Annotated in this window: 24 protein-coding genes; 19 read left to right on the top strand and 5 right to left on the bottom strand. The window is 60.7% G+C overall.

The features are described 5' to 3' along the window. Window positions 1-80 precede the first annotated feature (80 nt). The 5 genes from L8K08_RS28940 (at window position 81) to L8K08_RS28960 (ending at window position 6,963) form a co-directional block, all read left to right on the top strand. A complete protein-coding gene (locus L8K08_RS28940; protein WP_242201773.1) occupies window positions 81-3,320 on the top strand; it encodes a hypothetical protein in 3,240 nt (1,079 codons plus the stop codon). Window positions 3,321-3,515: 195 nt separating this feature from the next. Next, window positions 3,516-4,487 (top strand): hypothetical protein, encoded by a 972-nt coding sequence (locus L8K08_RS28945; protein WP_242201775.1) that lies wholly within the window; start codon window positions 3,516-3,518, stop codon window positions 4,485-4,487. A 223-nt stretch (window positions 4,488-4,710) separates the two neighbouring features. Continuing rightward, window positions 4,711-6,060, top strand: a complete 1,350-nt coding sequence (gene mpl, locus L8K08_RS28950) for a UDP-N-acetylmuramate:L-alanyl-gamma-D-glutamyl-meso-diaminopimelate ligase (RefSeq protein WP_145162507.1) — start codon at window positions 4,711-4,713, stop codon at window positions 6,058-6,060. Further along, window positions 6,057-6,686: a flavin prenyltransferase UbiX gene (gene ubiX, locus L8K08_RS28955; RefSeq protein ID WP_003219402.1), complete on the top strand. Its 630-nt coding sequence runs from the start codon at window positions 6,057-6,059 to the stop codon at window positions 6,684-6,686. The genes mpl and ubiX overlap by 4 nt, the downstream gene beginning before the upstream one ends. Beyond that, window positions 6,679-6,963, top strand: a complete 285-nt coding sequence (locus tag L8K08_RS28960; RefSeq protein WP_145162504.1) for a YceK/YidQ family lipoprotein — start codon at window positions 6,679-6,681, stop codon at window positions 6,961-6,963. The genes ubiX and L8K08_RS28960 overlap by 8 nt, the downstream gene beginning before the upstream one ends. Window positions 6,964-7,110: 147 nt before the next feature. On the opposite strand, the gene L8K08_RS28965 is transcribed toward L8K08_RS28960, so the two are convergent. The 3 genes from L8K08_RS28965 to L8K08_RS28975 all read right to left on the bottom strand — a co-directional run bounded on the left by L8K08_RS28965 (window position 7,111) and on the right by L8K08_RS28975 (window position 10,061). Continuing rightward, a complete protein-coding gene (locus tag L8K08_RS28965; protein ID WP_106579386.1) occupies window positions 7,111-7,752 on the bottom strand; it encodes an oxidoreductase in 642 nt (213 codons plus the stop codon). A gap of 29 nt (window positions 7,753-7,781) precedes the next feature. After that, window positions 7,782-9,500 carry a C13 family peptidase gene (locus L8K08_RS28970; RefSeq protein WP_145162501.1) on the bottom strand — a complete coding sequence of 573 codons (1,719 nt, stop codon included), beginning with the start codon at window positions 9,498-9,500 and terminating at the stop codon, window positions 7,782-7,784. A 105-nt stretch (window positions 9,501-9,605) separates the two neighbouring features. After that, on the bottom strand, window positions 9,606-10,061 hold the full coding sequence (locus tag L8K08_RS28975) for a MaoC family dehydratase (RefSeq protein ID WP_145162498.1): 456 nt from the start codon (window positions 10,059-10,061) through the stop codon (window positions 9,606-9,608). A 158-nt stretch (window positions 10,062-10,219) separates the two neighbouring features. On the opposite strand from L8K08_RS28975, the gene L8K08_RS28980 reads away from it, so the two are divergent. Genes L8K08_RS28980 through L8K08_RS28990 form a run of 3 tightly spaced genes read left to right on the top strand, consistent with a single transcriptional unit; the run spans window position 10,220 to window position 11,902 of the window. Then, window positions 10,220-10,573 carry a CidA/LrgA family protein gene (locus tag L8K08_RS28980; protein ID WP_145162495.1) on the top strand — a complete coding sequence of 118 codons (354 nt, stop codon included), beginning with the start codon at window positions 10,220-10,222 and terminating at the stop codon, window positions 10,571-10,573. Further along, on the top strand, window positions 10,570-11,286 hold the full coding sequence (locus L8K08_RS28985) for an LrgB family protein (RefSeq protein WP_242201777.1): 717 nt from the start codon (window positions 10,570-10,572) through the stop codon (window positions 11,284-11,286). Before L8K08_RS28980 ends, L8K08_RS28985 begins: the two co-directional genes overlap by 4 nt. 22 nt (window positions 11,287-11,308) lie before the next feature. Next, complete coding sequence (locus L8K08_RS28990) at window positions 11,309-11,902, top strand: LON peptidase substrate-binding domain-containing protein (RefSeq protein WP_145162492.1); 594 nt, start codon at window positions 11,309-11,311, stop codon at window positions 11,900-11,902. On the opposite strand, the gene L8K08_RS28995 is transcribed toward L8K08_RS28990, so the two are convergent. Together L8K08_RS28995 and L8K08_RS29000 are read right to left on the bottom strand one after the other, a co-directional pair. Next, window positions 11,896-13,212, bottom strand: a complete 1,317-nt coding sequence (locus L8K08_RS28995; RefSeq protein WP_242201779.1) for a bifunctional DedA family/phosphatase PAP2 family protein — start codon at window positions 13,210-13,212, stop codon at window positions 11,896-11,898. The two genes, L8K08_RS28990 and L8K08_RS28995, sit on opposite strands and share 7 nt — an antisense overlap. Before the next feature lie 196 nt (window positions 13,213-13,408). Then, window positions 13,409-14,092: a DNA-3-methyladenine glycosylase gene (locus tag L8K08_RS29000; protein WP_242201781.1), complete on the bottom strand. Its 684-nt coding sequence runs from the start codon at window positions 14,090-14,092 to the stop codon at window positions 13,409-13,411. A 174-nt stretch (window positions 14,093-14,266) separates the two neighbouring features. Here L8K08_RS29000 and L8K08_RS29005 point away from each other — a divergent pair, with 174 nt between their 5' ends. The 11 genes from L8K08_RS29005 to lipB all read left to right on the top strand — a co-directional run bounded on the left by L8K08_RS29005 (window position 14,267) and on the right by lipB (window position 24,654). After that, window positions 14,267-15,532 carry a glutamate-5-semialdehyde dehydrogenase gene (locus L8K08_RS29005; protein WP_242201782.1) on the top strand — a complete coding sequence of 422 codons (1,266 nt, stop codon included), beginning with the start codon at window positions 14,267-14,269 and terminating at the stop codon, window positions 15,530-15,532. Further along, entirely contained in the window at window positions 15,532-16,176 is a 645-nt protein-coding gene (nadD, locus tag L8K08_RS29010; protein ID WP_106579377.1) for a nicotinate-nucleotide adenylyltransferase, read from the top strand. The genes L8K08_RS29005 and nadD overlap by 1 nt, the downstream gene beginning before the upstream one ends. Window positions 16,177-16,245: 69 nt before the next feature. Further along, a complete protein-coding gene (rsfS, locus tag L8K08_RS29015) occupies window positions 16,246-16,740 on the top strand; it encodes a ribosome silencing factor (protein WP_242201784.1) in 495 nt (164 codons plus the stop codon). A 9-nt stretch (window positions 16,741-16,749) separates the two neighbouring features. Beyond that, complete coding sequence (gene rlmH / locus L8K08_RS29020; protein ID WP_003176297.1) at window positions 16,750-17,217, top strand: 23S rRNA (pseudouridine(1915)-N(3))-methyltransferase RlmH; 468 nt, start codon at window positions 16,750-16,752, stop codon at window positions 17,215-17,217. Between the two features lie 15 nt (window positions 17,218-17,232). Continuing rightward, complete coding sequence (gene mrdA / locus L8K08_RS29025) at window positions 17,233-19,131, top strand: penicillin-binding protein 2 (protein ID WP_242201786.1); 1,899 nt, start codon at window positions 17,233-17,235, stop codon at window positions 19,129-19,131. A gap of 31 nt (window positions 19,132-19,162) precedes the next feature. After that, window positions 19,163-20,266, top strand: a complete 1,104-nt coding sequence (rodA, locus tag L8K08_RS29030) for a rod shape-determining protein RodA (RefSeq protein ID WP_057703348.1) — start codon at window positions 19,163-19,165, stop codon at window positions 20,264-20,266. Between the two features lie 17 nt (window positions 20,267-20,283). After that, window positions 20,284-21,294 carry a lytic murein transglycosylase B gene (gene mltB, locus L8K08_RS29035; protein ID WP_242201788.1) on the top strand — a complete coding sequence of 337 codons (1,011 nt, stop codon included), beginning with the start codon at window positions 20,284-20,286 and terminating at the stop codon, window positions 21,292-21,294. Then, a complete protein-coding gene (locus L8K08_RS29040) occupies window positions 21,294-22,304 on the top strand; it encodes a septal ring lytic transglycosylase RlpA family protein (protein WP_145162474.1) in 1,011 nt (336 codons plus the stop codon). Before mltB ends, L8K08_RS29040 begins: the two co-directional genes overlap by 1 nt. A 178-nt stretch (window positions 22,305-22,482) precedes the next feature. After that, a complete protein-coding gene (locus L8K08_RS29045) occupies window positions 22,483-23,640 on the top strand; it encodes a D-alanyl-D-alanine carboxypeptidase family protein (protein ID WP_106579372.1) in 1,158 nt (385 codons plus the stop codon). A gap of 85 nt (window positions 23,641-23,725) precedes the next feature. Beyond that, window positions 23,726-24,007, top strand: coding sequence for a DUF493 domain-containing protein (locus L8K08_RS29050; RefSeq protein WP_017136054.1), 282 nt, complete (start codon window positions 23,726-23,728; stop codon window positions 24,005-24,007). Further along, complete coding sequence (gene lipB, locus L8K08_RS29055) at window positions 24,007-24,654, top strand: lipoyl(octanoyl) transferase LipB (protein ID WP_106579371.1); 648 nt, start codon at window positions 24,007-24,009, stop codon at window positions 24,652-24,654. Before L8K08_RS29050 ends, lipB begins: the two co-directional genes overlap by 1 nt. Window positions 24,655-24,667: the final 13 nt, after the last annotated feature.

Genomic DNA, 24,667 nt, shown 5'->3' on the forward strand with positions numbered 1-24,667 from the left:
GTTTGTTGTGATGTTTGTAGGCGGTTGCACCACTCAGTGCGTGAACAGTCAGCCAGACTGTTTTGCCTGCGAGGTGTTGAATGACTAATGTTTCGAAGTTTAGTCCACAGCCAATCTTTGCAACTCATGCAGCGGCGCCGGTCGTGAAGTCCGCCCCGGCGCCTGCCGATAACCCTGTCATTGGACAGGCGCGCAATACCGCGTTGCCGGACAGCACCGAGTGCCGTGCTACGGGTGATGCCCAATTGGCGAGGTTCTTCGCAAGCGCATTGGCCATGCGTTCCTACCAGACGTCGGGGATGTCGCCTGATGTTCAAGTGCCCGCGGGGTCCACGCTTGGGCGTTGGCGCGCCCAGCTGGACAGCGCGTTCAAAGCCCCTGGGTTCCTCGCTTGGGCAAAAGGGCAGGGGCTTGATACGGCGGGCATGCAACTGGACCCGGCGCGCGGGGAGCTTGCCGGCATCGTCGACGGCAAGGTGCAGACTTTTACGCTGCGGGACGATTCGGGGTGGTCCGATGTGTCCCGAACACTGTTGTCGATTGCCAGGGTGATCGCACCTCAACCCGGGCATGGGTTCAGTTACCCCTGGCCGGAAGGCAAAGTGCCGTTGTACACAGTGGGCCGGTTTTACAACCAGCCGATAGACCTCACGCCGGCGCAAGCGGCCTTGCACCGCAAGAAGCTGGCGAATAAGGCGCTGTTTGAATTCGCGCCCTCGGCTTATGCATCGCTGCGGTCTGCAGAGGCGTTGGCCCAGCAGCAGACGGCGCTGGGTGATGACGCTGACCGTCATGCGCTCATGACTGCGCTGAGGTCTCAGGCAGACGACGCCAGCGGGAGCATCGACCTGAACCAGGTCATGCTCCAGATCGACCCGCGTTCCAGCCGATTTGCCAGCGAGCAGCGCCGCCAGATGAGCGTGGCGCAAATGCTCAGCCAGGATGGGCATAAAGTGCCCGTCAATAGTCAGCAGGCCCAGGGTTTGGCGCTGGCGTTATCCTTTGACCTTGCCCATCGGGCGCCGCGGGCGAACGCTGGCGGGGCAAGGCCGATCGCGGGTTTATTGAGCGCAACCTCACTGCGCAAGGTCCGCGCAACGGTAGTTCAATGGCACAAGGCCCAAGTAACCCATCGTTCAAATCCTCAAGCGGGTGCCGGTGCGGGCAGCTTGTTACTGGGGTTGATCAGTGAGCTTCCGCAGGCCACCAGGGCGACGATAGCGAGCAACCCTGCGTCGGCATTGGACCAATTGATTCGATCACCCAAGGCGCGGGCCCTGGGTCAGGAGATACAAAAAAAGATCAAGGTGATCGAGACGCCCACCAGTGTCATTGAGAGTGTAAGTGTCGCCCTGGTGCAAGAGCTTGATCCTGGAATGGGCAAGTCCTGCTTCAACTTGGCGGGCTACAACCTGTATCAAAGGGACAACGCAGGTTACTCACCGGCAACCATCGTCAAAAGTTTCATCACTCACCTTGAGCGTAAGGTCGGGGTTGAAGCGGCGCCTCTTGCTGCGCAGCTGTTATTAGCGGCAGCCGCCCCGGAGTTCCTGGTAAAAGACATCCCGCCTAACCTTGTTTACGGCTCTCATACATGGGCGAACTTTTCCATCGAAGTTTCACGTATAGAACAACAAGTGCCTGGCGCTTCGGGGAACATGACGTTCAGCCAGGTCATGGCGTTTGGTGAAGCGCCGCTTACGTCCCTGGAAAGCGAGGATCAGCTGAGCGCTGCGTCAGGCATTGCGATTATTACCTGGGGCCTGGCCAACGGCGTTATCGCGCATAAACCTGACCACAACTATACGTACACAGACGTCAAGCGTTCCCAAGAGGCATTGAATAAACAACAAAAAGAGCTGGCGTGGGCGCGTGATACCTTGTCAGCGCCTGCGACGACACGAGAGCAGTTGGCGGCGGCCGAGTTGAAGCGGGTGTTTCCTGAGTTGGACCCCACCCAAAAAGTATTGCAGGCACCGTGGGTCAAACATGACCCTGTTTCGCTGCTTGATGTCTATATGAGCGGGCCGATCAAGCCAGAGCGCTGGCGGTCGCTGAATAACAAGGCGCTGCCTTGGGCGGCAATAACGCCACGCCTTACTCAACTTGTTCCCGATATCAATCAGGTATTTTCTACAACGTTTGAGAACTATAAAGTGGCGCACGACAGTGCCTGGGCCATTCAGTTTAAGTATCAGCTTTCGCTTTTACCCAGGGAGGATCAAGCGCGTATTGAACAGTCCGCGGTCAGTTTTATCGAGGTGTCTCGCCCCTTTCTCAATACAGCGCCCGCACCGTGGTTGTCCTGGAACAGTGTAGAGCCTGTATCAGGACTCTCCTTGCACGCCGATATCAAGCCCCGCACGCCGACTGCACAGGAGATAGAGGCACTCAAGGGCCGGCATGGTTTGCTCATGAAAGTAGCGGGGAGTGCGGGCCAGGCCAGCTACTACAGTTACTTCCCGGCATTGGGGCGGTTCGTCAAGGAAAGCGGGTTTCCGGGTGAACACACCAATGCTAACGATCGCGCTTATTTTGGCGGGAGCACCCAAGGCCGTGTTCCGGGCACGTACAACGTCTATACGCAATACGGCGCGACCCACCACGGGCCTGATCCCCTTGAACGCCCCGGTACATTACACGGGACGTATTTTTCCGCCAAAAGCGGTGCCCTTGGTATCACCGCAGCCAGCTTTTTTACCCGTGACTATGAGGCGCTAAAGTCCAAAGCGGCCGGCATGACAGCGATAGAAAAAGGAAAGCGCTACGACAAACAGTTGAAGGATTTTTTTCTTGGGCTTATCCCTTTCTACGACGGTATTCAGGACGCGATTAAGGGTGACGTATCGGGCGCGATCTTTAATATCGGCTTCGATATTTTAGGCTTTGCGCTTCCGGCGCTTAACACGGCTCGAAAAGCAGTCAAGGGCGGTCAGTCGCTCGGCAATGTCATCAAGAGTTCGGTCTTTTCCGGTGTCGGCGCTTCGGTGGGCTATACCGATGCGGCCGATATTGCAAAAAACCTTAATCGAGGCGCGAGCGCTGGGTATAAAGATATCAAGTACGTGCTTGAACATGGCGACGAGGTGTTGTCCCGATTAAGAGGGCGCTGGCGCAGCTATGATGTGACAAAAGTTTATAAAGACGATGATATCGTTAAGGGGTTTCATCGCGCGCAAAGCAATAGTTTGTGGGTGCCCGTGGTTGCAGTTTTCAAGAAAGGTGCATGGTACGCCTACAATATTCTCACTAATACGCCGTTTGGGCCTCAGTTGCTGCAGTTCGGTGTAGTAAGTGCGATAGCTCCTGCGGCCAAATAATTTGGCAAGTAGTTACATTGTGCTATGTGACGGTCTCTTGGTATTTGAGAAGTTATGGCTGTGGGTAAGTGGTATGCTAATTAATCGGTTGTATATTTATAGGCTCTGGTCGGAACGTTATTGATTGTTTTGCCACGTATTAAATGAAGGAAATGGATGACTTTCTAATGTTAATCAACCATTAGGTAAATCATTATGATGTTTTCAAACTCAATCTCGCGGCCATTGGCATTCTCAAAGATCGGCGATCTTTTCTCCACGGGTTTCAACAGGGTGGATGTCTCGGGTGTTCCTTCCGGTTCTACGCGAGTGATTGACGCGCCGAAACTGGAAGGCGGGGCAGGCAGTAAACCCGGGGCTGGCAATCAGGCCTATGATCAGCAGTTCGTGGACGCACACGTGAATGGCTTCAGCGCGCCAGGCCATGCGAGCGGTACCCGCACGCCGGGAGAGGCACCTGATACGCCTGACACACCGGAAATGGCTGATTATCACGCCAAGCATCAAAAAGAATGGCAAGCCCAGAAAGATGCTGGATTGCGAGATAAGTTGTTTGCGCAACCGACGCCCGGTCGAGTAGAGGGCCAGGAAGTCGAACCGTTTTCTGCACAGGGCCTGGAAGACAACGCAGTAGAGTTGGTGAAAGCCAGCAGTGCGAAAGCGGACCGCGCGCTTCCACTTCAGCGCAAGGACATTGCAAAAGTCGCCAGCATCACGGCCGCGGTCACAGTACCGCTGTCGACGGTCGGCGTGGTCGTCAGCGGAGCCATTCTGGAGGTCGTAAAACCCCTCATCAGTTCGACGCAGACGGCCGCCACCGAGCAAAGTGTTCAGGATGGGCGTTTGGTGGATCATAGTCAGAAGAGCGTATTCCTGTTGGCGAATACCTTGGCGGATCTTCGTTCCGAGCCGCATGTACAGCCAGGCTTGGAATGGGTAGCGAAAACACATGAAGAGCGAATGGATTATCTCGAGGAGATGCTTGATTACATTGAGCCGGCATTTGCCAACGAAGCGCAGAAGCTGAGTATTTCCTTTCAGGCCGCCTCAACCGGTGCCGCAAAAGACGACATCAAAAGCCGGGCGCTTGGCTTGGAGTCCAGGATGGCGGCCCTTGCCGCATTGATGGGGGCAATGAAAGTCAAGCATAGGGCCAGCGCCGCCTAGGTGAGCGCCGACGTTCCAGGCTCCGAGCCACGGAGCCAGCAATGAAAGAAGTGCTGTTGTGTTCGATGGGTTGCGTACTGGCAACCACAGCGTATGCGGCGGCACTTCTTTTTCGGTAAACGCACGTCGGGATTGACCCCCGTCAGCGCTGCACGGCGACAGCTAAAGAGTGCGATTTTCCCCTCCCTGCGCTAACCTGCCTCGATGTTTTACGAGGTCAACCATGCACATTCATATTCTCGGTATTTGCGGCACCTTCATGGGCTCGATGGCGGTTCTGGCCAAAGAACTGGGCCACCACGTCACCGGCTCCGACGCCAACGTTTACCCGCCCATGAGCACGCAACTGCAGGCCCAGGGTATCGAGTTGACCCAAGGCTACGATCCGTCGCAATTCGACCCGGTTCCAGACCTGGTAGTGATCGGCAACGCCATGGTGCGTGGCAACCCGGCGGTCGAGTACGTACTCAATAAAGGTTTGCCTTATGTCTCCGGCCCGCAGTGGCTGGCGGACCACGTGCTGCAAGGTCGCTGGGTACTCGCGGTGGCCGGCACTCACGGCAAGACCACCACCAGCAGCATGCTCGCCTGGGTGTTGGAACACGCGGGCATGAGCCCAGGCTTTTTGATTGGCGGTGTGCCGCAGAACTTCGCGGTATCGGCGCGCCTGGGTGACACGCCGTTCTTTGTGATCGAGGCGGATGAATACGACAGCGCGTTCTTCGACAAACGCTCCAAGTTCGTTCATTACCGCCCGCGCACGGCGATCCTGAACAACCTTGAGTTCGATCACGCCGACATCTTCCCCGATCTGCCGGCCATCGAGCGCCAGTTTCACCACTTGGTGCGCACCATTCCGAGCGAAGGCCTGGTCATCCATCCGACCACCGAGCCGGCGTTGCAGCGCGTGATCGACATGGGTTGCTGGACCCCGGTGCAAACCACCGGCGCGGGCGGGCAGTGGCAGGTCAAGCTGCTCAGCGAAGACGGTTCCAGATTTGAAGTGCTGTTTGAAGGGCAAGCCCAAGGCATCGTCGAGTGGGGCATGACTGGCCAGCACAACGTCGCCAACGCCTTGGTCACCCTGGCGGCCGCGCGACACGTGGGCGTGGTGCCCGCCATGGGCATCGCCGCGTTGAGTGCCTTCAAAAGCGTGAAACGCCGCATGGAGAAAGTCGCCGACGTCAACGGCATTACCATCTACGACGACTTTGCCCACCACCCGACGGCCATTGCCACCACGCTGGATGGCCTGCGCAAGCAGGTCGGCGATGCGCCGATCATTGCCATTGTCGAGCCGCGCTCCAATTCCATGAAGCTGGGCGCGCACCGCGATGGCCTGCCGGAAAGCGTCAACGACGCCGACCAAGTGGTCTGGTATGCGCCGCCCAACCTTGGCTGGGACCTGCCGGGCATTGCAGCGCTGTGCACCGTGCCCTCAACCGTCTGCGATTCCATCGAGGGCATCATTGAGCACGTCAAGCATCAAGCCACGCCGGGCACCCACATCGTGGTGATGAGCAACGGCGGCTTCGGCGGTCTGCATGGCAAGCTGGCCGAGGCGCTGAAATGAGCGGCCCGGAACGCGTCACGCTGGCGATGACCGGTGCCTCCGGCGCGCCCTATGGCCTGCGCCTGCTCGATTGCCTGGTGCGCGAAGACCGCGAGGTGCATTTTTTGATCTCCAAGGCCGCGCAGTTGGTGTTGGCCACCGAAACTGATGTCGCGCTGCCGCCCAAAGTGCAGATGATGCAAGCCTTCCTCACCGAATACACGGGGGCGGCGGCAGGGCAGATCAAGGTTTACGGCAAAGAGGATTGGATGTCGCCCGTGGCCTCAGGCTCCGGAGCGCCGGCGGCGATGGTGGTGGTGCCGTGCTCGACCGGCACCTTGTCGGCGATTGCGACGGGCGCCTGCAACAACTTGATCGAGCGCGCGGCGGACGTGACCTTGAAGGAGCGCCGCCAGCTGATTCTGGTGCCGCGCGAGGCGCCGTATTCGAGTATCCATCTGGAGCACATGCTCAAGTTGTCGAACATGGGTGTAACCATCTTGCCGGCTTCGCCTGGCTTCTATCACCAGCCACAGACCATTGATGACTTGGTGGATTTCGTGGTCGCGCGGATTCTCAACCTGCTGAATATTCCCCAAGACATGCTGCCGCGTTGGGGCGAGCACCATTTGAGCAGCGATGAATAAGGCGCTGCTGGTGATGCTGGCGCTGCAACTGACGGGCTGCGCCACCGCGCGCACGCTCGACGCCGCGCAGCCTGGCGCGCCGGTGGTGTACGCCGGCACACGGCTGGATTTGTATGCGATTAACGGCGGCTGTTGCGCCAAGGACCGGTTTGGCGCTGAAGCGCCGAGCTATCCGCACATCGACCTGCCGGCCAGTGCGTTGCTCGACACGCTGCTGTTGCCGTTGTCGGCGTTGACGGTATTGGGCGTGGGTTTCAATGCAACCGGTGGTCTGTAGCACCGACCTCGCAGGCAACACAAAACCAATGTGGGAGCGGGCTTGCTCGCGAAGGCGGCGTGTCAGTCGATGCCTAAGTTGACTGATCCACCGCCTTCGCGAGCAAGTCCGCTCCCACCGTTTGTTGCGTGCCAGAGCTCAATGACGTTACTTGCCGAGTTTGCGTAGCTCATCCGACTCGACCACCCGCACCCCGTCCTGCTCTTCCAGCGCCAGGCGCCACATGGCCCGGGCCAGCTCGCAGACTTCAATGCCGTGGTACTTGCCTGGAATCAACCGCGACAACGGCCCGGCGAGCTGTTCAGCCAGGCGAGGTTCCAGGCGCTCTCCCAGCAGCAGCGAAGGGCGTGCGATGGTCAGTTGCGGCCAGTCCTGAGCCTTCAACGCCTGCTCCATTTCGCCTTTGACGCGGTTGTAGAAGATCGAGGATTTCGGGTCGGCGCCAATTGCACTGATCACGATCAGGTGCCGCGCGCCCATTTCCCGAGCGCGCTTGGCGAAGGCCACGACCATGTCCAGATCGACGGCGCGAAAGGCCGCTTCGGAGCCAGCCTGTTTGATTGTGGTGCCCAGGCAGCAGAAGGCGATATCGACCTGGCCGCTCAGTTGCGGCAGCAACGCCACTGGATCACCCACCGGGTTTTCCAGGTGCGGGTGTTCAGCCAGCGGCTTGCGGCTAGGCGCCAGTACGCGGGTCACGGTAGGTTCGTTGAGCAGGCGGTCGAGCAGGTGTTCGCCGGTGAGGCCCGAGGCCCCGGCGAGCAAGATATGTTGTGGTGTCAGGTACATGGTGTTTCCCCCTTGTAACACGTTACAGCTTAGTTGCCTTTGGCTTCCTTGCTATTCATTGAGACGCTTTCGAGCGCCTTTCGTGCCTGCTGTTTACGTAATAACTGCCAATGGGCGATCACGCCTTTGGGCGCCCAGATCTGCGGTTCGGACGCTTCGAAGTTGTCCGCCTGTTCGCGCTCGGCCACGTGCATTTGTGCCAGTTTGAAAGCCTGCTGTAAGTCATCTGTCTGGTTTAAAGCTTGTGCGAAAAGGGCATCGCCAAAGTAGGTGAAGTCCGCTTCCTCGGAGCAGCCAAAGGACACGCGATCGGCACGCGAGGCGGTCATGATCAGCGTGCGCTCATCTTTGAGCGCCGGGATAAACCCACCGGAGTAGCAGGCGGAAATCACGATGACCTTGTCGCGGTTTTTTAGCGGGGCGAGCACTGCGGCGAGTTCATCGGCCGGCAGGTCGGCCAGTTCCATGCGCGGTTGGTCGAGCACCAGTTCGTGTTCGTGGGTGCCATGGCTGGTCATGTAGATAAACACCAGGTCCTCCGGCCCCGTGCGCTCGGCAAGGGTTTGCACGGCGCGGCGCAGGCTTTCGCGCGTGGCCAGAGGGCGGTCGGCAATATGGTCACGGTGGTTGACCAGGCGAATCTGCCCGCGCGCGCCGAAACGGGTAGCGAGCATGTTGCTCACGTAATCGGCTTCGCGCAGGAACACGCTTTGCTTGCCGTCGCCGGCCAGCACCAGGGTGTACAGCTCGACGGCGGGGGTGGAGGCGGGTACGGCGGCGAGGGCGGCATCGAGCAAGCGGCCTTGGGCCAGTATGCCGATTTCCAGCGGGTCGGGCAGCAGCTTGCCGTCGGCATCGCGCACGCGCATGCCATTGACCCAGGTGCCGGCCTCTACGGTGCCATCGGTGAGCACGAGGGTGCCCTTGCCTTGATAGCTGTCGCTGTCGAAACCCCCGATATAGAAGCTGCCGTCGGTGAGGTTCAAGCGGCCTTCGCCGGTGAAGCGCCAGTCGCTGAACTGGCCGACATAGTGGCTGCCGTCCACGCCGATCAGCTCGCCTTTGCCGCTGAGGGCGCCTTCCTTGAACTGGCCGATCCACACGTCGCCGTCGGCGTTTTCATAGCGGCCTTTGCCGTTGAGCTGGTTCTGTTTGAACTGGCCGACATAGATGTCGCCGTCGGCGCTGTTGAACGTGCCATTGCCTTCGAGTTGGCCATCGACAAAGTGGCCGCTGAACTGGTTGCCACTGTCGTCGTTACGCTGGCCTTCGCCATTCGGTTTGCCGTGGGCGAACTGGCCCTGGTATTGGCTGCCGTCGGCCAGCTCGAGGCGGCCAAGGCCGGAATATTGATCGTCCTTGAATTCGCCGCGATAGGTCATTTGCCCCTCTTTGAGGGTGCCCTCGCCGTTGCGCCGGCCATTTTTGAAACCACCGACGTAACTGCTGCCCGCCGTGGTCAGGCTGCCCTGGCCATCGAACAGGCCTTGCTTGAACTGACCTTTATAGACCTCGCCGTTACTGCCATGCCATTCACCCTGGCCGTGCCATTGGCCTTTGTCGAACTGGCCGGCGTACCAACTGCCGTTGGGGTAGTCGACCCGGCCTTGACCTTGCAGCAAACCATTGACCACATCGCCCCGGTAACGGCCGCCGTCGGGCAGGCGCGCATCGGGCGGCAACAGCGATTCGCCGTCTCCGCAAGCGGTGAGCAACAGGGCAAGGGCAAGGGGAGCGAGTGGGCGCATAGCGGGATCCGGATAATTGAGCGCCGAGTATGCCGCAGCTGCGAGTTTCATACATAAATTTACATACGCTGTGGTGAGGTTTATATCCCCACCACAGGCGCGGGCTTACACGAAGTAGAGCGACAACGACTCGGCGACGTAAGCCGGTTTTTCCTGCCCGTCGATTTCCAGGGTGGCGGTGGCTTTGAGTAGCCATTGGCCAGGCTTTTTCTCGGTGACGTCATTGAGCGTCACGTTCAGGCGCACCTTGGAGTTGACCTTGACCGGTTGGATGAAGCGCACGCTGTCCAGGCCATAGTTGACCGCCATCTTCAGGCCCTCAGGCACGATCAGAAGGTCTTCCATCAGCTTGGGTATCAGCGACAGCGACAGGAAACCGTGGGCGATGGTGCCGCCGAACGGGGTCTGCGCGGCCTTGACCGGGTCGACGTGGATGAACTGATGATCGCCGGTGGCCTCCGCAAACAGGTTGATACGCGCCTGGTCGATGGTGAGCCATTCGGAACGTCCCAGTTCCTTGCCGACATAATCTTTGAGCTGCGCTACGGGTACATAGGGCATTGCGACTCTCCTTGGTTCATCGTTTTTATAGGTGGGCCAAATCCAGGGTAGATCATCATGGGCAACCCACCCGGTCAACCCTCCATGCTTTTGGCGAATGCCGAAGCATAGAGCCGGCGTGCTTATAATGCGGGCGGGTTTTGAGGGGGAGATAACCGATGCTGTTAAGGGGCCTGACATGGCTGGTGCTGTTTCAATTGATCGGCACCGCGATCAACCATTTGCTGGTGCCGGTGCTGCCTGGGCCGATCATCGGCTTGCTGCTGATGCTGGGCTTTCTGATCTGGCGCGGTGAAGTCGGCGAGCCCTTGAGCCTGGCCGCCAGCAGCCTGTTGCGTTATTTGCCATTGCTGCTGGTGCCGCCGGCCGTGGGCGTGATGGTGTACGCCAGGGACATCGCCGCCGACTTTTGGGCTATCGTCGGCGCACTGGTGTTGTCGCTGGTGATCGCCATGGGCTTTGTCGGCGTGCTGATGCAGCAGATGGTCAAGCGCAAGGAGAAGGATCAATGACCTTCGACTGGCAAGGCGCATGGACGGCGGTCATTCATCACCCTCTGTTCGGCATCGGTATCACCCTTGGTGCCTATCAACTGGTGTTGGCGGCTTTCGAGAAAACCCGCTGGATTTTCCTGCAGCCGGTGCTGGTGTCCATGCTGATGGTGATCGGCGTATTGCTCAGTTGTGGCCTGACTTACGTCGAGTACCGCAAAAGCACCGAGATCATGGGCATCCTGCTCGGCCCGGCGACCGTGGCCCTGGCGGTGCCGCTGTTTCTGAACCTGCGGCGGATCCGCCAATTGTTCTGGCCGATTTTTACTACGCTGGTGGTAGGTGGCGTGTTGGCCACTGGTCTGTGTGTGCTGCTGGGCTGGTGGTTTGGCGCTGAGCATAGGATGCTGATGACCATGGCGCCCAAGTCGGTGACCTCGCCGATTGCCATGCTGGTGGCCGAGCAGATCGGTGGCGTGGCGGCCCTGGCGGCGGTGTTTGTGTTGATCACCGGGGTGGTCGGCGCGATGATCGGCCCGGCGTACCTGTCGCGCCTGGGCGTGCACAGCCCCGAAGCGCGCGGCATGGCCCTGGGCATGACCGCCCATGCGGTCGGCACCTCGGTCGCGCTGCAGGAAAGCGAAGAGTGCGGCGCCTTCGCGGCGTTGGCCATGAGTCTGATGGGCGTGGCCACGGCGGTGTTCCTGCCGCTGGCCGTGTCCGTGATCGTTTAAACCGGGTTTGAAGGAAACCTCTATGAGTCTGGCGCTGTTCCCGCTCAATACCGTGCTGTTCCCTGGCTGCACCCTCGATTTGCAACTGTTCGAGGCGCGCTACCTGGACATGATCAGCCGCTGCATGAAAAAGGGCGAAAGCTTCGGCGTGGTGTGCATCTTAAGCGGCAGGGAAGTGGGCATGGCCCCGGACGGCTACGCGCTGATCGGCTGTGAAGCGCTGATTCGCGACTTCAAGCAACAGGACAACGGCCTGCTGGGGATTCGCGTCGAAGGCGGGCGCAGGTTCCGCGTGCGTGATACCGGCGTGCAGAAGGACCAGCTACTGGTCGCCGAGGTGCAGTGGCTCGAAGAGCTGCCGGATCAACCGCTGGAAGAAGAGGACGCCGACCTGCTGGCATTGCTCCAGGCGCTGGCTGAGCATCCGATGGTTGCCTCGCTGGACATGGGCACCCACGCCGATGGCCAGCAAGCCTTGGGTAACCAGCTGGCCTATCTGCTGCCGTTCACCGAGGCCGACAAGATCGACCTGCTGCAACTCGACGACCCGCAGCAACGCCTGGATGCCATCCAGATGTTGCTCGACGAGTTGCAGGGCGAGCTCTTCACTCAGTAGGCGTAGCGCAGCAGGGCGTGCGGGGTGCCGGTCAGGGCGATAAAACTCATGAGCGCCACCAGCACCGGCAGCAGCAGCCACCAGGTCTTGCGCGGCATGGCCGGCAGCGGGCTTTGATACTGGGTGACGGTCAGGCTGAACGCACACACCGTCATCGCCAGCAACGTGCCGGCCAGGATGTCCGTGGGCCAATGCGCGCCGAGATAGACGCGCGACAGCGCAATGAAGGCCGCCGGAATACAGCCCAGCAGCATCCAGGTCAGGCGCAATCTTGTGGGTTGGCCGCGACCGGCCAGTACCGCCAGCGCCAGGAAAAACGCAAATGCGCCGGAGGCGTGGCCGCTGGGCATGCTGAAACTGGTCAGCGGGTCGGTGAGGATTTCCGGCCGGCCACGGGCGAAAAACAGCTTGGTGCCGGTGTTGATCACCGCCGCGCCGGCCAGCGTCGCGCCGACGAACACCGCATGACGCCACTGCCGCGCCAGCAGCAACAAACCGGTGAAGATGGCGCTGGCGACAAACATCTTCCTGAACTCACCCAGCTGGGTAATCCGCACCATCACCTCGTCCAGCCATGGGCTACGGTGCTCCTGCACCAGTGCGCTCAACCCTTGATCAAAGTCATTGAGGTGCGGGTAGCCAATGAACAGGGCGATCAATAGCGTCAGGCTGGCGCAACCCATCCACAAAGTGGCGCGACGATGGCCGCGCAGGCTGCTGTTCAAGCTCAGGCCCAGCAACACCGCCAGGCAGGCCGCGACGATACCTGCCTGCGGCCAGAAAGCGGCTGGCAGTGGCAGGCGAAAGGCCGCGCCGGTGGCCCAGCCCGGCAGCAGATAGGCCACCGACCAGCCGGCCGCCGCCAACACGCTCACGGCGGCAAAGCGCGGGAAGGGCATGTCGCACATCCCGGCCACCATCGGCAGCATCGGGCGCAACGGGCCGATGAAACGTCCTACCAACAGGCTGGCGATGCCGTACTTGTGGAAGTAGGTTTCTGCGCCGTTCATCCATTCAGGATGGTGGCGCAGGCCGGGCAAGCGTCGGATGTTCTGATGGAAATGTCGGCCCAGGTAGTAGGAAACCCCGTCGCCCAGCAAGCCGCCGAGGAAACCCAACAACAGGGTTTCACTCAAGGACAGCGCGCCACTGCCGGCCAGCGCCGCAATGGCAAACAGCAACACCGTGCCCGGCACGATCAGCCCGGCGATGGCCAGGCACTCCACGCACGCGACGATAAACACCGCGACGGCCAGCCATTGCGGGTTCAGGGTCAGCCAGCCGGTAATGCTATCGAGCCATTGGCCCATACAATCAACTCCATATTTGTATTGCGAAACCTGAGACAGTGAAGATCAATTGTGGGAGCGGGCTTGCTCGCGAATGCGGTGTCTCAGTGAAGGAATCCGCCGCTGACACACCGCATTCGCGAGCAAGCCCGCTCCCACATTGGATCTGCTGTGTGGCTGGTATCAATGACCCGCGCGAGCAGCAGTCTCAGTCTGTTCAAATCAAAAAGTAATCGCGGCCTTCGACCTGGCCCCGGCGCAGCGGGTTCCGGGTGCAATACGGTGCATAGCCCGCGTCTACAAAGCGGTACATCAAATGTTCATCGCGCCCGCTGGGGATGCCCAGGCGCGTGGTCTGGATGATCTGCGACGGCGCCTGGCCGACGTCTTCAACGTAGAGCAGTTCCTGGTCAAAGCGCTTGGCATCCCACATCGGCACTTTCAATCCCAAGGCTTTGCACAGCAGCGTCTGGCCCGCACAGAGTTTCTGCGCGGGGCGAGGGTGGCCGTTGGCGTCGGGGTTGTTGAGCAGCATCTGCGCCAGGCTCGCCGGGCCGGAGATGTCATCGACCCACGGATACGCCGATTTGATCAGCACGGCATTGCCTGGGCCCTGGGCGCTGAAGTTCAGCGAATCGCCGCCACGGGCGTAGTACATGTAGATGTGCCCGCCATCCAGAAACAAAGCCTTACGCTTTTCTGTGTAGCCGAGCGACGCGTGACTGCCTTTTTCGGCCACGTAATAGGCTTCGGTTTCAATAATTCGCGCTGAAAGCCAGATATCGCCCACGCGGTGGCGTATGACTTTTCCGAGTAATTCGCGCGCGAGTAGTTGCGCGTCGCGGTCGAAGAAGCTGTCGGGCAGGGCGCTGGCGGGGAGCAGAGGGGCAAAACTGGACATGGCGATCAGGGTTAATGCGGCTAAATGTGACGGAATAATAACAACTCCCACCTTAATTACCGCTGAACCCCAAGTTTTTACAGTTCATTTCGACCATCCGCCCCTCACCGCTGTCAGTCGGGCGACGTCACAGCTATAATCTGCCGCTTTCCTCTTTGCCAAGACTCCCTGACCATGACTGAGTCCGTTCTTGACTACATGACCCGCCTGGGTCGCGCTGCCCGGCGGGCCTCGCGGTTGATCGCCCGTGCGAGCACTGCGCAGAAGAATCGTGCCCTGTTGGCTGCCGCCGATGCTCTGGATGCTTCGCGCTCCGAGCTGGCCGCCGCCAATGAACAGGACCTGGCCAATGGCCGCGCCAATGGCCTGGAGCCAGCCCTGCTCGACCGCCTGGCGCTGACCCCGGCACGTATCGACGACATGATCGAAGGCCTGCGTCAGGTGGCCAAGTTGCCTGACCCCATCGGTGAAATCCGCGATATGCGTTACCTGCCGTCCGGTATCCAGGTCGGCAAAATGCGCGTGCCGCTGGGCGTGATCGGCATCATCTATGAGTCGCGCCCGAACGTGACCATCGACGCCGCGAGCCTGTGCCTCAAGTCGGGCAACGCTACGATCCTGCGTGGCGGTTCCGAGGCGATTAATTCCAACCGCGCCATCGCCGCCTGCATTCAGCAGGGCCTGGCCGTGGCCGAGTTGCCGGCCGAAGTGGTGCAAGTGGTGGAAACCACCGACCGTGCCGCCGTTGGCGCGCTGATCACCATGCCGGAATTTGTCGACGTGATCGTGCCGCGCGGTGGCAAGAGCCTGATCGAGCGCGTGAGCCACGATGCCAAGGTGCCAGTGATCAAGCACCTGGACGGCGTGTGCCACGTGTACATCGACATCGCCGCCGACATCGACAAGGCGATCCGCATCGCCGACAACGCCAAGACACACCGCTATGCCCCTTGCAACACCATGGAAACCCTGCTGGTGCACGTCGGCATTGCCGATCGCGTGCTGCCGCCGCTGGCTGCCATCTACCGTGACAAGGGCGTGGAACTGCGCGGTTGTGAGCGTACCCGTGCGCTGTTGGGCGCGGACGTGATCGAGGCGACAGAGCAGGACTGGTACACCGAATACACGGCGCCGATCCTGTCGATCCGCATCGTCGACGACCTGGACCAGGCCATCGAGCACATCAATAAATACGGCTCCAAGCACACCGATGCCATTGTTTCCGAGCATTTCAGCGATGCCCGGCGTTTCCTCAACGAAGTGGATTCCGCTTCGGTGATGGTCAACGCCTCGACGCGTTTTGCCGACGGCTTCGAATATGGCCTGGGGGCGGAAATCGGCATCTCCACCGACAAGCTCCATGCACGCGGCCCGGTTGGCCTTGAAGGCCTGACCAGCGAGAAGTACGTGGTGTTCGGCGACGGTCACGTGCGCACTTGATGGCTAAACGCATCGGGCTGCTCGGCGGTACCTTCGACCCCGTGCACATCGGCCATTTGCGCAGTGCCCTGGAAGTGGCGGACGCCCTCGCGCTGGATGAGCTGCGGGTGATGCCCAACGCGCGGCCGCCGCATCGCGATACGCCGCAGGTATCACCGCAACAACGCCTGGAGATGGTGCGCCTGGCGGTAGACGGCATTGCGCCGCTGGTGGTGGACGACCACGAGCTCAAGCGCGATAAACCGTCCTACACTGTCGATACCCTGGAACTGATGCGTGCCGAGTTGGCCGCAGACGACCAGTTGTTTCTGCTTTTGGGCTGGGACGCATTTTGCGGCCTGCCCTCTTGGCATCGCTGGGAGGAACTCCTCCAGCATTGCCACATCCTGGTTTTGCAACGCCCGGATGCCGACAGCGAACCGCCGGATGCCTTGCGCAACCTGCTGGCCGCGCGGTCGGTAAGTGACCCCTTGGCCCTGACCGGGCCGAACGGGAATATTGCATTCGTCTGGCAGACCCCGCTTGCGGTGTCCGCCACCCAGATCCGTCAACTGCTGGCCAGCGGGAAGTCGGTACGTTTCCTGGTGCCTGACGCGGTCCTGGCCTACATCGATGCGCACGGGCTTTACCGTGCGTCGAACTGAAAAGGCGCGCTTGATCGCACGCACAGTCGTGCAGCAAGCGCCCGAACATACGAGCAAAACGAGTTTTATATGACGAACAAAGACGTAAGCAAAGTTAAGCGCAAAGGCACTTTCAAAAGCGCCCCGCTGCCAGTTGAAGCGCACACCGGCCCTGAGCTGGCTGGCGAAGAGCTGGTAAAAGTCGCCGTGGCTGCCCTGGAAGACGTTAAGGCCCAGGACATTCAGGTGCTGGACGTGCGCGACAAGCAAAGCATCACCGACTTCATGATCATCGCCACCGGTACCTCCAACCGCCAGATCGGCGCGATGCTGGACAAGGTTCGCGAAGCCGTCAAAGCCCAAGGCGTGAAGCCGCTGGGTGAAGAAGGCAAGGGCAACAGCGACTGGGTGCTGCTGGACATGGACGACGTGATCGTTCACATGATGACGTCCAACGCCCGTCAGTTCTACGACCTGGAGCGTCTGTGGAAAGGCGCCGAGCAGAGCCGTGCTGCTGATGGCAAGCACCACAGCCCGGAAGTGGGCCACGCGCACTTCGACAAGCTCAACAAAGACCAGGAATAAGGAACGGCTGTGCGCCTGCGTCTGATCGCTGTCGGTTCACGCATGCCCAAGTGGGTGGAAGAAGGTTGGCACGAATATGCCAAGCGTCTGCCCGCTGAGCTGTCGCTGGAACTGGTGGAAATACCGCTCAACACCCGGGGCAAGAATGCCGACGTGGCGCGCTTTATCCGTCAGGAAGGCGAAGCCATGCTGGCCAAGGTCGGCCCCAACGAGCGCATCGTCACCCTCGAGGTGCACGGCAAACCCTGGAGCACCGAGCAATTGGCGGTGGAGCTGGATCGCTGGCGCCTGGATTCGCGCACGGTCAATTTCATGGTCGGCGGCCCCGAAGGGCTGGCGCCGGAAGTCTGTGCGCGGGCGGACCAGCGCTGGTCGCTGTCAGCGCTGACGCTGCCGCACCCGTTGGTAAGGATTCTGATCGGTGAACAGCTGTATCGCGCCTGGACAGTTCTGTCCGGGCACCCTTACCACAAATAATCTGCGCCCCTGCCGATGACCCAGCCGATCCGCATCAAGGACCACGAGAAAGACGCACGTCTGGTACGCGCGCGGGTCGTGTTCGGCGCCTTTCTGGTGGTGGGGCTGATCGGTGTGCTGATTGCGCGCCTGTATTTCCTGCAGGTGATCCAGTACGACTATCACTCCACGCTGTCGGAAAATAACCGGGTGCATGTGCAGCCGATTCCGCCGACCCGTGGGCTGATTTTCGACCGCAATGGCGTGGTGGTGGCCGATAACCGGCCCAGCTTCAGCCTGAGCATGACCCGCGAGCGTTCCGGTGACTGGCAGCAAATCCTCGACGTGATCGTCGAGGTGCTGCAACTGACGCCGGAAGACCGGGTGATCTTCGAAAAACGCATGAAGCAGGGGCGCCGGCCATTCGAGCCGGTGCCGATCCTGTTCGAGCTGACCGAAGAGCAGATCGCGCGAATCGCCGTGAACCAGTTCCGCCTGCCTGGTGTGGAAGTGGTGGCGCAGTTGGTGCGGCATTACCCGCAGGGGCCGCATTTTGCCCACTCCGTCGGTTACATGGGGCGCATCAACGAGAAAGAGCTGAAAAGCCTCGATCCGGTGAATTACAGCGGCACCCACCATATTGGTAAAACCGGCATCGAGCGTTTCTACGAGCCGGAGCTGCATGGCCAGGTGGGTTACGAGGAAGTCGAGACCAACGCCCGCGGCCGCGTGCTGCGCGTGCTCAAGCGCACCGACCCGGTGCCGGGCAAAGACATCGTGTTGAGCCTGGACATCAAGTTGCAGGAAGCGGCCGAAATGGCCCTCGGCGGCCGGCGTGGCGCGGTGGTGGCGCTGGACCCGAGAACCGGCGAAGTGCTGGCGATGGTCAGTCAGCCAAGCTTCGACCCCAACCTGTTCGTTACCGGCATCAGCTTCAAGGCCTATGCCGAGCTGCGTGATTCCATCGACCGGCCGCTGTTCAACCGCGTGCTGCGCGGGCTGTATCCGCCGGGCTCGACCATCAAGCCGGCGGTGGCGATTGCCGGCCTGGATTCGGGCGTGGTCACCGCGTCAAGCCGTGTGTTCGACCCGGGCTACTACATGCTGCCCAACTACGATCACAAATACCGTAACTGGAACCGCACCGGTGACGGCTATGTCGACCTGGACACCGCGATCATGCGCTCCAACGACACCTATTTTTACGACCTGGCCCACAAGCTGGGCATCGACCGGCTGTCTGCCTACATGGGCAAGTTTGGCCTGGGTCAGAAAGTCTCCCTGGACATGTTCGAAGAATCCCCCGGCCTGATGCCGTCGCGGGAGTGGAAACGCGCAACCCGTCGCCAGGCCTGGTTCCCGGGCGAAACCCTGATTCTTGGTATCGGCCAGGGTTACATGCAGGCAACGCCTTTGCAGCTGGCGCAGGCCACGGCGCTGGTTGCCAACAAAGGCATCTGGAACCGTCCGCACCTGGCCAAGACCATCGAAGGCGAAAAGCCTGTGGATGAAAACCCGATTCCCGACATCGTGCTGCGTGACCCGTCCGACTGGACCAAGGTCAACCACGGCATGCAGCAAGTGATGCACGGCGCTCGTGGCACCGCGCGCAAAGCGGCGGCCGGCGCGCAATACCGCATTGCCGGCAAGAGTGGTACCGCGCAGGTGGTGGCGATCAAGCAGGGCGAAAAATACGACCGCTCCAAGGTTCAGGAACGCCACCGCGACCACGCCTTGTTCGTCGGTTTTGCCCCGGCAGACGACCCGAAAATCGTCGTGGCGGTGATGGTTGAAAACGGCGAGTCCGGCTCCGGCGTGGCTGCGCCCGTGGTGCGCCAGATCATGGACGCCTGGCTGTTGGCCGACGACGGCCGGCTCAAGCCCGAATATGGCGGCCCCCCTTCAAGCACCGAGGTTACGGCCCGTGAAGAGTAATTTTGACCGCATCCTCTCCAGCGAGGATGTGATGCGTCGCCGCGCGACGTTATTGCAGCGCATGCACATTGATGGCCCGTTGCTGATCCTGCTGCTGACCCTGGCGGCCGGCAGCCTGTTCGTGCTGTATTCGGCCAGCGGCAAGAACTGGGACCTGCTGATCAAGCAGGCGTCGTCGTTCGGCCTGGGCCTGTTGTCGATGGTGGTGATCGCCCAGCTCGAACCGCGTTTCATGGCGCGCTGGGTGCCGCTTGGTTATGTTGCTGGCGTATTGCTGCTGGTGGTGGTGGACGTGATGGGCCACAACGCCATGGGCGCGACGCGCTGGATCAACATTCCAGGGGTGATTCGCTTCCAGCCGTCGGAATTCATGAAGATTTTGATGCCGGCAACCATCGCCTGGTATTTGTCCAAGCGCACCTTGCCGCCGCAGCTCAAGCACGTGGGCATCAGCCTGATCTTGATTGGCGTGCCGTTCATCCTGATCGTGCGCCAGCCCGACCTCGGCACCTCGTTGCTGATCCTCGCGGGTGGCGCGTTCGTACTGTTTATGGGCGGCTTGCGCTGGCGCTGGATCCTCAGCGTGCTCGCGGCCGCCATCCCCGTGGCCGTGGCCATGTGGTTCTTCTTTATGCACGACTACCAGAAGCAGCGGATCCTGACGTTCCTCGACCCGGAGAGTGACCCGCTGGGCACTGGCTGGAACATCATCCAGTCCAAGGCCGCGATCGGTTCCGGCGGAGTATTTGGTAAGGGCTGGTTACTGGGCACGCAGTCGCACCTGGACTTTTTGCCCGAAAGCCACACCGACTTCATCATTGCCGTGATGGGCGAAGAGTTCGGCCTGGTAGGCATTTGCGCGCTGTTGCTGATTTATCTGCTGTTGATTGGTCGCGGGTTGGTGATCACCGCGCAGGCGCAGACGCTGTTCGGCAAACTGCTCGCCGGCAGCCTGACCATGACTTTTTTTGTTTACGTTTTCGTCAACATCGGTATGGTCAGTGGCCTGCTGCCGGTGGTTGGGGTGCCGTTGCCGTTCATTAGCTACGGCGGAACTTCGCTGGTGACATTGCTGTCAGCGTTTGGGGTTTTGATGTCGATTCACACGCATCGCAAGTGGATCGCACAGGTTTGAATAAGGTGAAGATGTCAATGCAAGTAATGCGCGGCTGGGCGACTCGGCATGCGTCCTGGATGAGCCTGATTGGGCTGCTGGGCGCGACGCAAGAGGCGCAGGCCGGTGACTACGATGGCTCACCCCAGGTCGCCGAATTTGTCGGTGAAATGACCCGCGACTACGGTTTCGCTGGTGAACAGCTGATGGGCGTGTTCCGCGAAGCCCAGCGCAAGCAGGCGATCCTTGATGCGATCTCGCGTCCCGCCGAGCGCGTCAAACAGTGGAAAGAATACCGCCCGATGTTCCTCACCGACGCCCGCGTGGCGCGGGGTGTGGACTTCTGGCGCCAGCATGAAGCCGTGCTGGCCCGCGCCGAGCAGGAATACGGCGTGCCGGCCCAGGTTATCGTCGCGATCATCGGCATTGAAACCTTTTACGGGCGCAATACCGGCAGTTACCGGGTGATCGACGCCTTGTCGACTCTGGGCTTCGATTACCCGCCGCGCGCCGAGTTCTTCCGCAAGGAGCTGCGCGAATTCCTGCTGCTGGCCCGCGAAGAACAAGTCGACCCGCTGACCCTCAAGGGCTCCTACGCCGGTGCGATGGGCTTGCCGCAGTTCATGCCGAGCAGCTTCCGTGCTTACGCGGTGGATTTCGACGGCGACGGCCACATCAATATCTGGAGCAATCCGGATGACGCCATTGGCAGCGTGGCCAGCTACTTCAAGCGCCATGGCTGGGTGTCCGGCGAGCCGGTGGTGATCCGGGCCGATGTTACCGGGGAGCGCGCCGACGAAGGTTTGACCCAGGGAATCGAGCCGCTCAAGACCGTCGGGGAGTTGCGAGCCCTGGGCTGGTCGAGTCAGAATGCGCCACGCGATGATATGCCGGTGACGGCGTTCCGCCTGGAAGGCGAAAACGGCCCGGAATACTGGATGGGCCTGAAGAATTTTTACGCAATCACGCGTTATAACCGCAGTGTGATGTACGCCATGGCCGTGCATCAGCTGTCAGACATGCTGGTCCAAGCACGGGGCAACAAGTAATGCGGGCATCGCCGTTCAATAAACCGCTCAAGCTGGTGGCGTTTGCCGCGTTGTCCTTGCTGGTTGTCAGTTGCTCTTCCACCACCACCAAAAGCCGCGCGCCGGCCCAGAAGAGCGGTGGCGGTATCGTCCGCGCCCAGCCGGGCCTGGACATCAACCGCGCGCACAAAGACGGCGCGCCGTGGTGGGATGTCGACGTGTCGAAAATCCCGGATGCCACGCCGACCCTGCACACCGGGCCTTACAAGGCCAACCCGTATACCGTGTTGGGCAAGAATTACTTCCCGCTGCAGGATTCCAAGACCTACGTCCAATCGGGCACGGCGTCCTGGTACGGCACCAAGTTCCATGGCCAGAACACCGCCAACGGCGAAGTGTATGACCTGTACGGCATGAGCGCGGCCCACAAGACCCTGCCGCTGCCCAGCTACGTACGCGTGACCAACCTGGACAACAACCGCACGGTGATCCTGCGGGTCAACGACCGTGGGCCGTTCTATTCGGACCGGATCATCGACTTGTCCTACGCCGCCGCGAAGAAACTCGGTTACGCCGAAATCGGCACCGCGCGCGTCAAAGTCGAAGGCATCGACCCGGCGCAGTACTGGGCCCAGCGTGGCAAACCAGCGCCGTTGATGCTCAACGAGCCGCAAACGCCACAGCCGCAAGTGACCGCGTCAACCGGCAAGATCGAACAGTGGACACCGCCACCGGCGCAGCACGCACCGGACACGGTGGTCGTGCCGCACGCAGCACCGGGCGCTTCCACGGTGGGCGGTCAGTACCTGCAGGTCGGCGCTTTCGCCAACCCGGATGCGGCAGAACTGTTAAGGTCCAAGCTGAGCAGCATGGTCAATGCGCCGGTTTTCATCAGCTCCATCGTGCGTAACCAGCAGACCCTGCACCGTGTGCGCATGGGGCCAATTGGTTCGCCAAGTGAAGTGGCGCAAGTACAGAACAGCGTGCGCCTGGCCAACCTGGGGCAACCCAGCGTGGTCACCGCCGAATAAGAAAGATTGATGGCTCAGGCGCGTGCGCGGGTCTGGGCCCTGGTTGTTGGCTCGTTGAACAATAAAAACCCAGGGGCAAGGGGTGAGCGGGCAACCGAACACGTGACAGTCTGGCAGCGGGCTGTCTGAATAGTTTTGCCCGCGAGGGCAAGTTTCCATAAGCAATTTCGAGAGACGGATGAACATCACCACCTTAGCCAAACGCACGTGCCTGCTTCTTTCGCTGATCATCACCCCGGCCGCCTGGGCGGTTGAAATGGTGCCGGCTTCCCCGCAACTGGCCGCCAAGGCCTGGGTCCTCATGGATGCCGCCAGCGGCAACGTGCTGGTCGAGAACAACGGTGACCAGCGCCTGCCACCCGCGAGCCTGACCAAGCTGATGACGGCGTACATCGCGACCCTGGAAATCCGTCGCGGCCAGATCGGCGAAAACGACCCGGTTACCGTCAGCGAAAACGCCTGGCGTACCGGCGGTTCGCGGATGTTCATCAAGGTGGGTTCGCAGGTGACTGTCAGCGACCTGCTGCACGGCATCATCATCCAGTCCGGTAACGACGCCAGCGTGGCCTTGTCCGAGCACATCGCCGGCAGCGAAGACGCCTTTGCCGACATGATGAACAAGACGGCCGGCGACCTGGGCATGACCAACAGCCACTTCATGAACCCGACCGGTCTGCCGAACCCGGAGCACTACTCGTCGGCTCACGACATGGCGCTGCTGGCCCGCGCGATCATCCGCGTCGACCCGGTGCACTATGCGATCTACTCCCAGAAGGAGTTCTTCTGGAACAACATCAAGCAGCCTAACCGCAACCTGCTGCTGTGGCGCGACAAGACCGTCGATGGCCTGAAAACCGGCCACACCGACGAAGCCGGCTACTGCATGGTGTCGTCTGCTGTACGTGACGGCCAGCGCCTGATCGCCGTGGTCTTCGGTACTAACAGCGAGCAGGCCCGTGCGGCCGAGACGCAAAAGCTGCTGACCTACGGTTTCCGCTTCTTCGAAACCCAGACCTTCTACCAGAAGGGTGCTGAGCTGGCTCAAGCCCCGGTATGGAAAGGCGCTACCCACCAAGTCAAAGCCGGCCTGGCTGATGACCTGACGTTGACCATGCCTAAAGGCCAGCTGAAAAAGCTCGCTGCCAGCATGACCATGAACCCGCAATTGGTTGCGCCAATCGCCAAGGGTGACGTTATCGGTAAAGTCGAAGTGAAGCTGGACGACAAGGTGGTGCACAGCGCCGACCTGATCGCGCTGGACGCCGTCGACGAAGGTGGTATCTTCCGCCGCGTGTGGGATAGCATCCGTCTATTCTTCTACAGCTTGTTCAACTGATAAGTGTGCACCTGCAAAGCCCCGCGTCGACCTGACGCGGGGCTTTGCCCGTCGCCACGGCTTACGCTTACGAGGCCGTTACGCCATGACCGATAAAGAAGTAGAAGTAAAGGCGCCAAAGATCGAATTCCCTAACGTGGACTATCCCGTCAAGGTGATCAGCGATACGGGTGTGGGCAACAAAGACAAGATTCTGGAGATCGTGCGTAAACACGCGACGATCAACGACAACCGTGTGGACGAGCGTTTGAGCTCCAACGGCAAGTACACCACGATCCAGTTGCACATCGTTGCGACCGGTCAAGACCAGCTCTACGACATCAACAGCGAACTGCGGGCCACCGGCTTCGTGCACATGGTGCTGTGATGTCTCAGGTCCTGGGCTTTCGCGAGCTCGGCCAGATGGCCTACGAGCCGGTCTGGCATGCCATGCAGCGCTTCACCAACGAGCGCGGCAGCTCGGCCCCGGATGAAATCTGGCTGGTGGAACATCCGCCGGTATTCACCCAGGGCCAGGCTGGCAAGGCCGAGCATCTGCTGCTGCCGGGGGATATTCCGGTGGTGCAGGTCGACCGAGGTGGTCAAGTGACTTACCATGGGCCGGGTCAGCTTGTTGCTTATCTCTTGCTGGACGTGCGCAAGCTGGGTTTTGGCGTACGTGACCTGGTGAGCCGCATGGAAGCTTGCCTGATCGAGCTGTTGGCCAGTTACGGCGTGAGCGCCGCGGCCAAGCCCGATGCACCCGGTGTGTATGTGGACGGCGCGAAAATCGCCTCCCTCGGTTTACGGATCCGCCACGGTTGTTCCTTTCATGGCCTGGCCTTGAACGTGGACATGGACCTGGCGCCATTCGGGCGCATCAACCCGTGCGGTTATGCAGGGTTGGCGATGACCCAACTGAGCGATCACGCCACACCGATTAAATTTGCCGAGGTAAGTGCCCGGCTGCGTGCGCAGCTCGTCAAACACCTCGACTATGCTGAGCAGACGACCCTTACGGGCGGAATCGACTGATTATGACTACTGA

It is taken from the genome of Pseudomonas sp. TREG-RG-20F-10-E-6-01 (genome assembly GCF_022662455.1).
In the GTDB taxonomy this organism is placed as follows: domain Bacteria; phylum Pseudomonadota; class Gammaproteobacteria; order Pseudomonadales; family Pseudomonadaceae; genus Aquipseudomonas.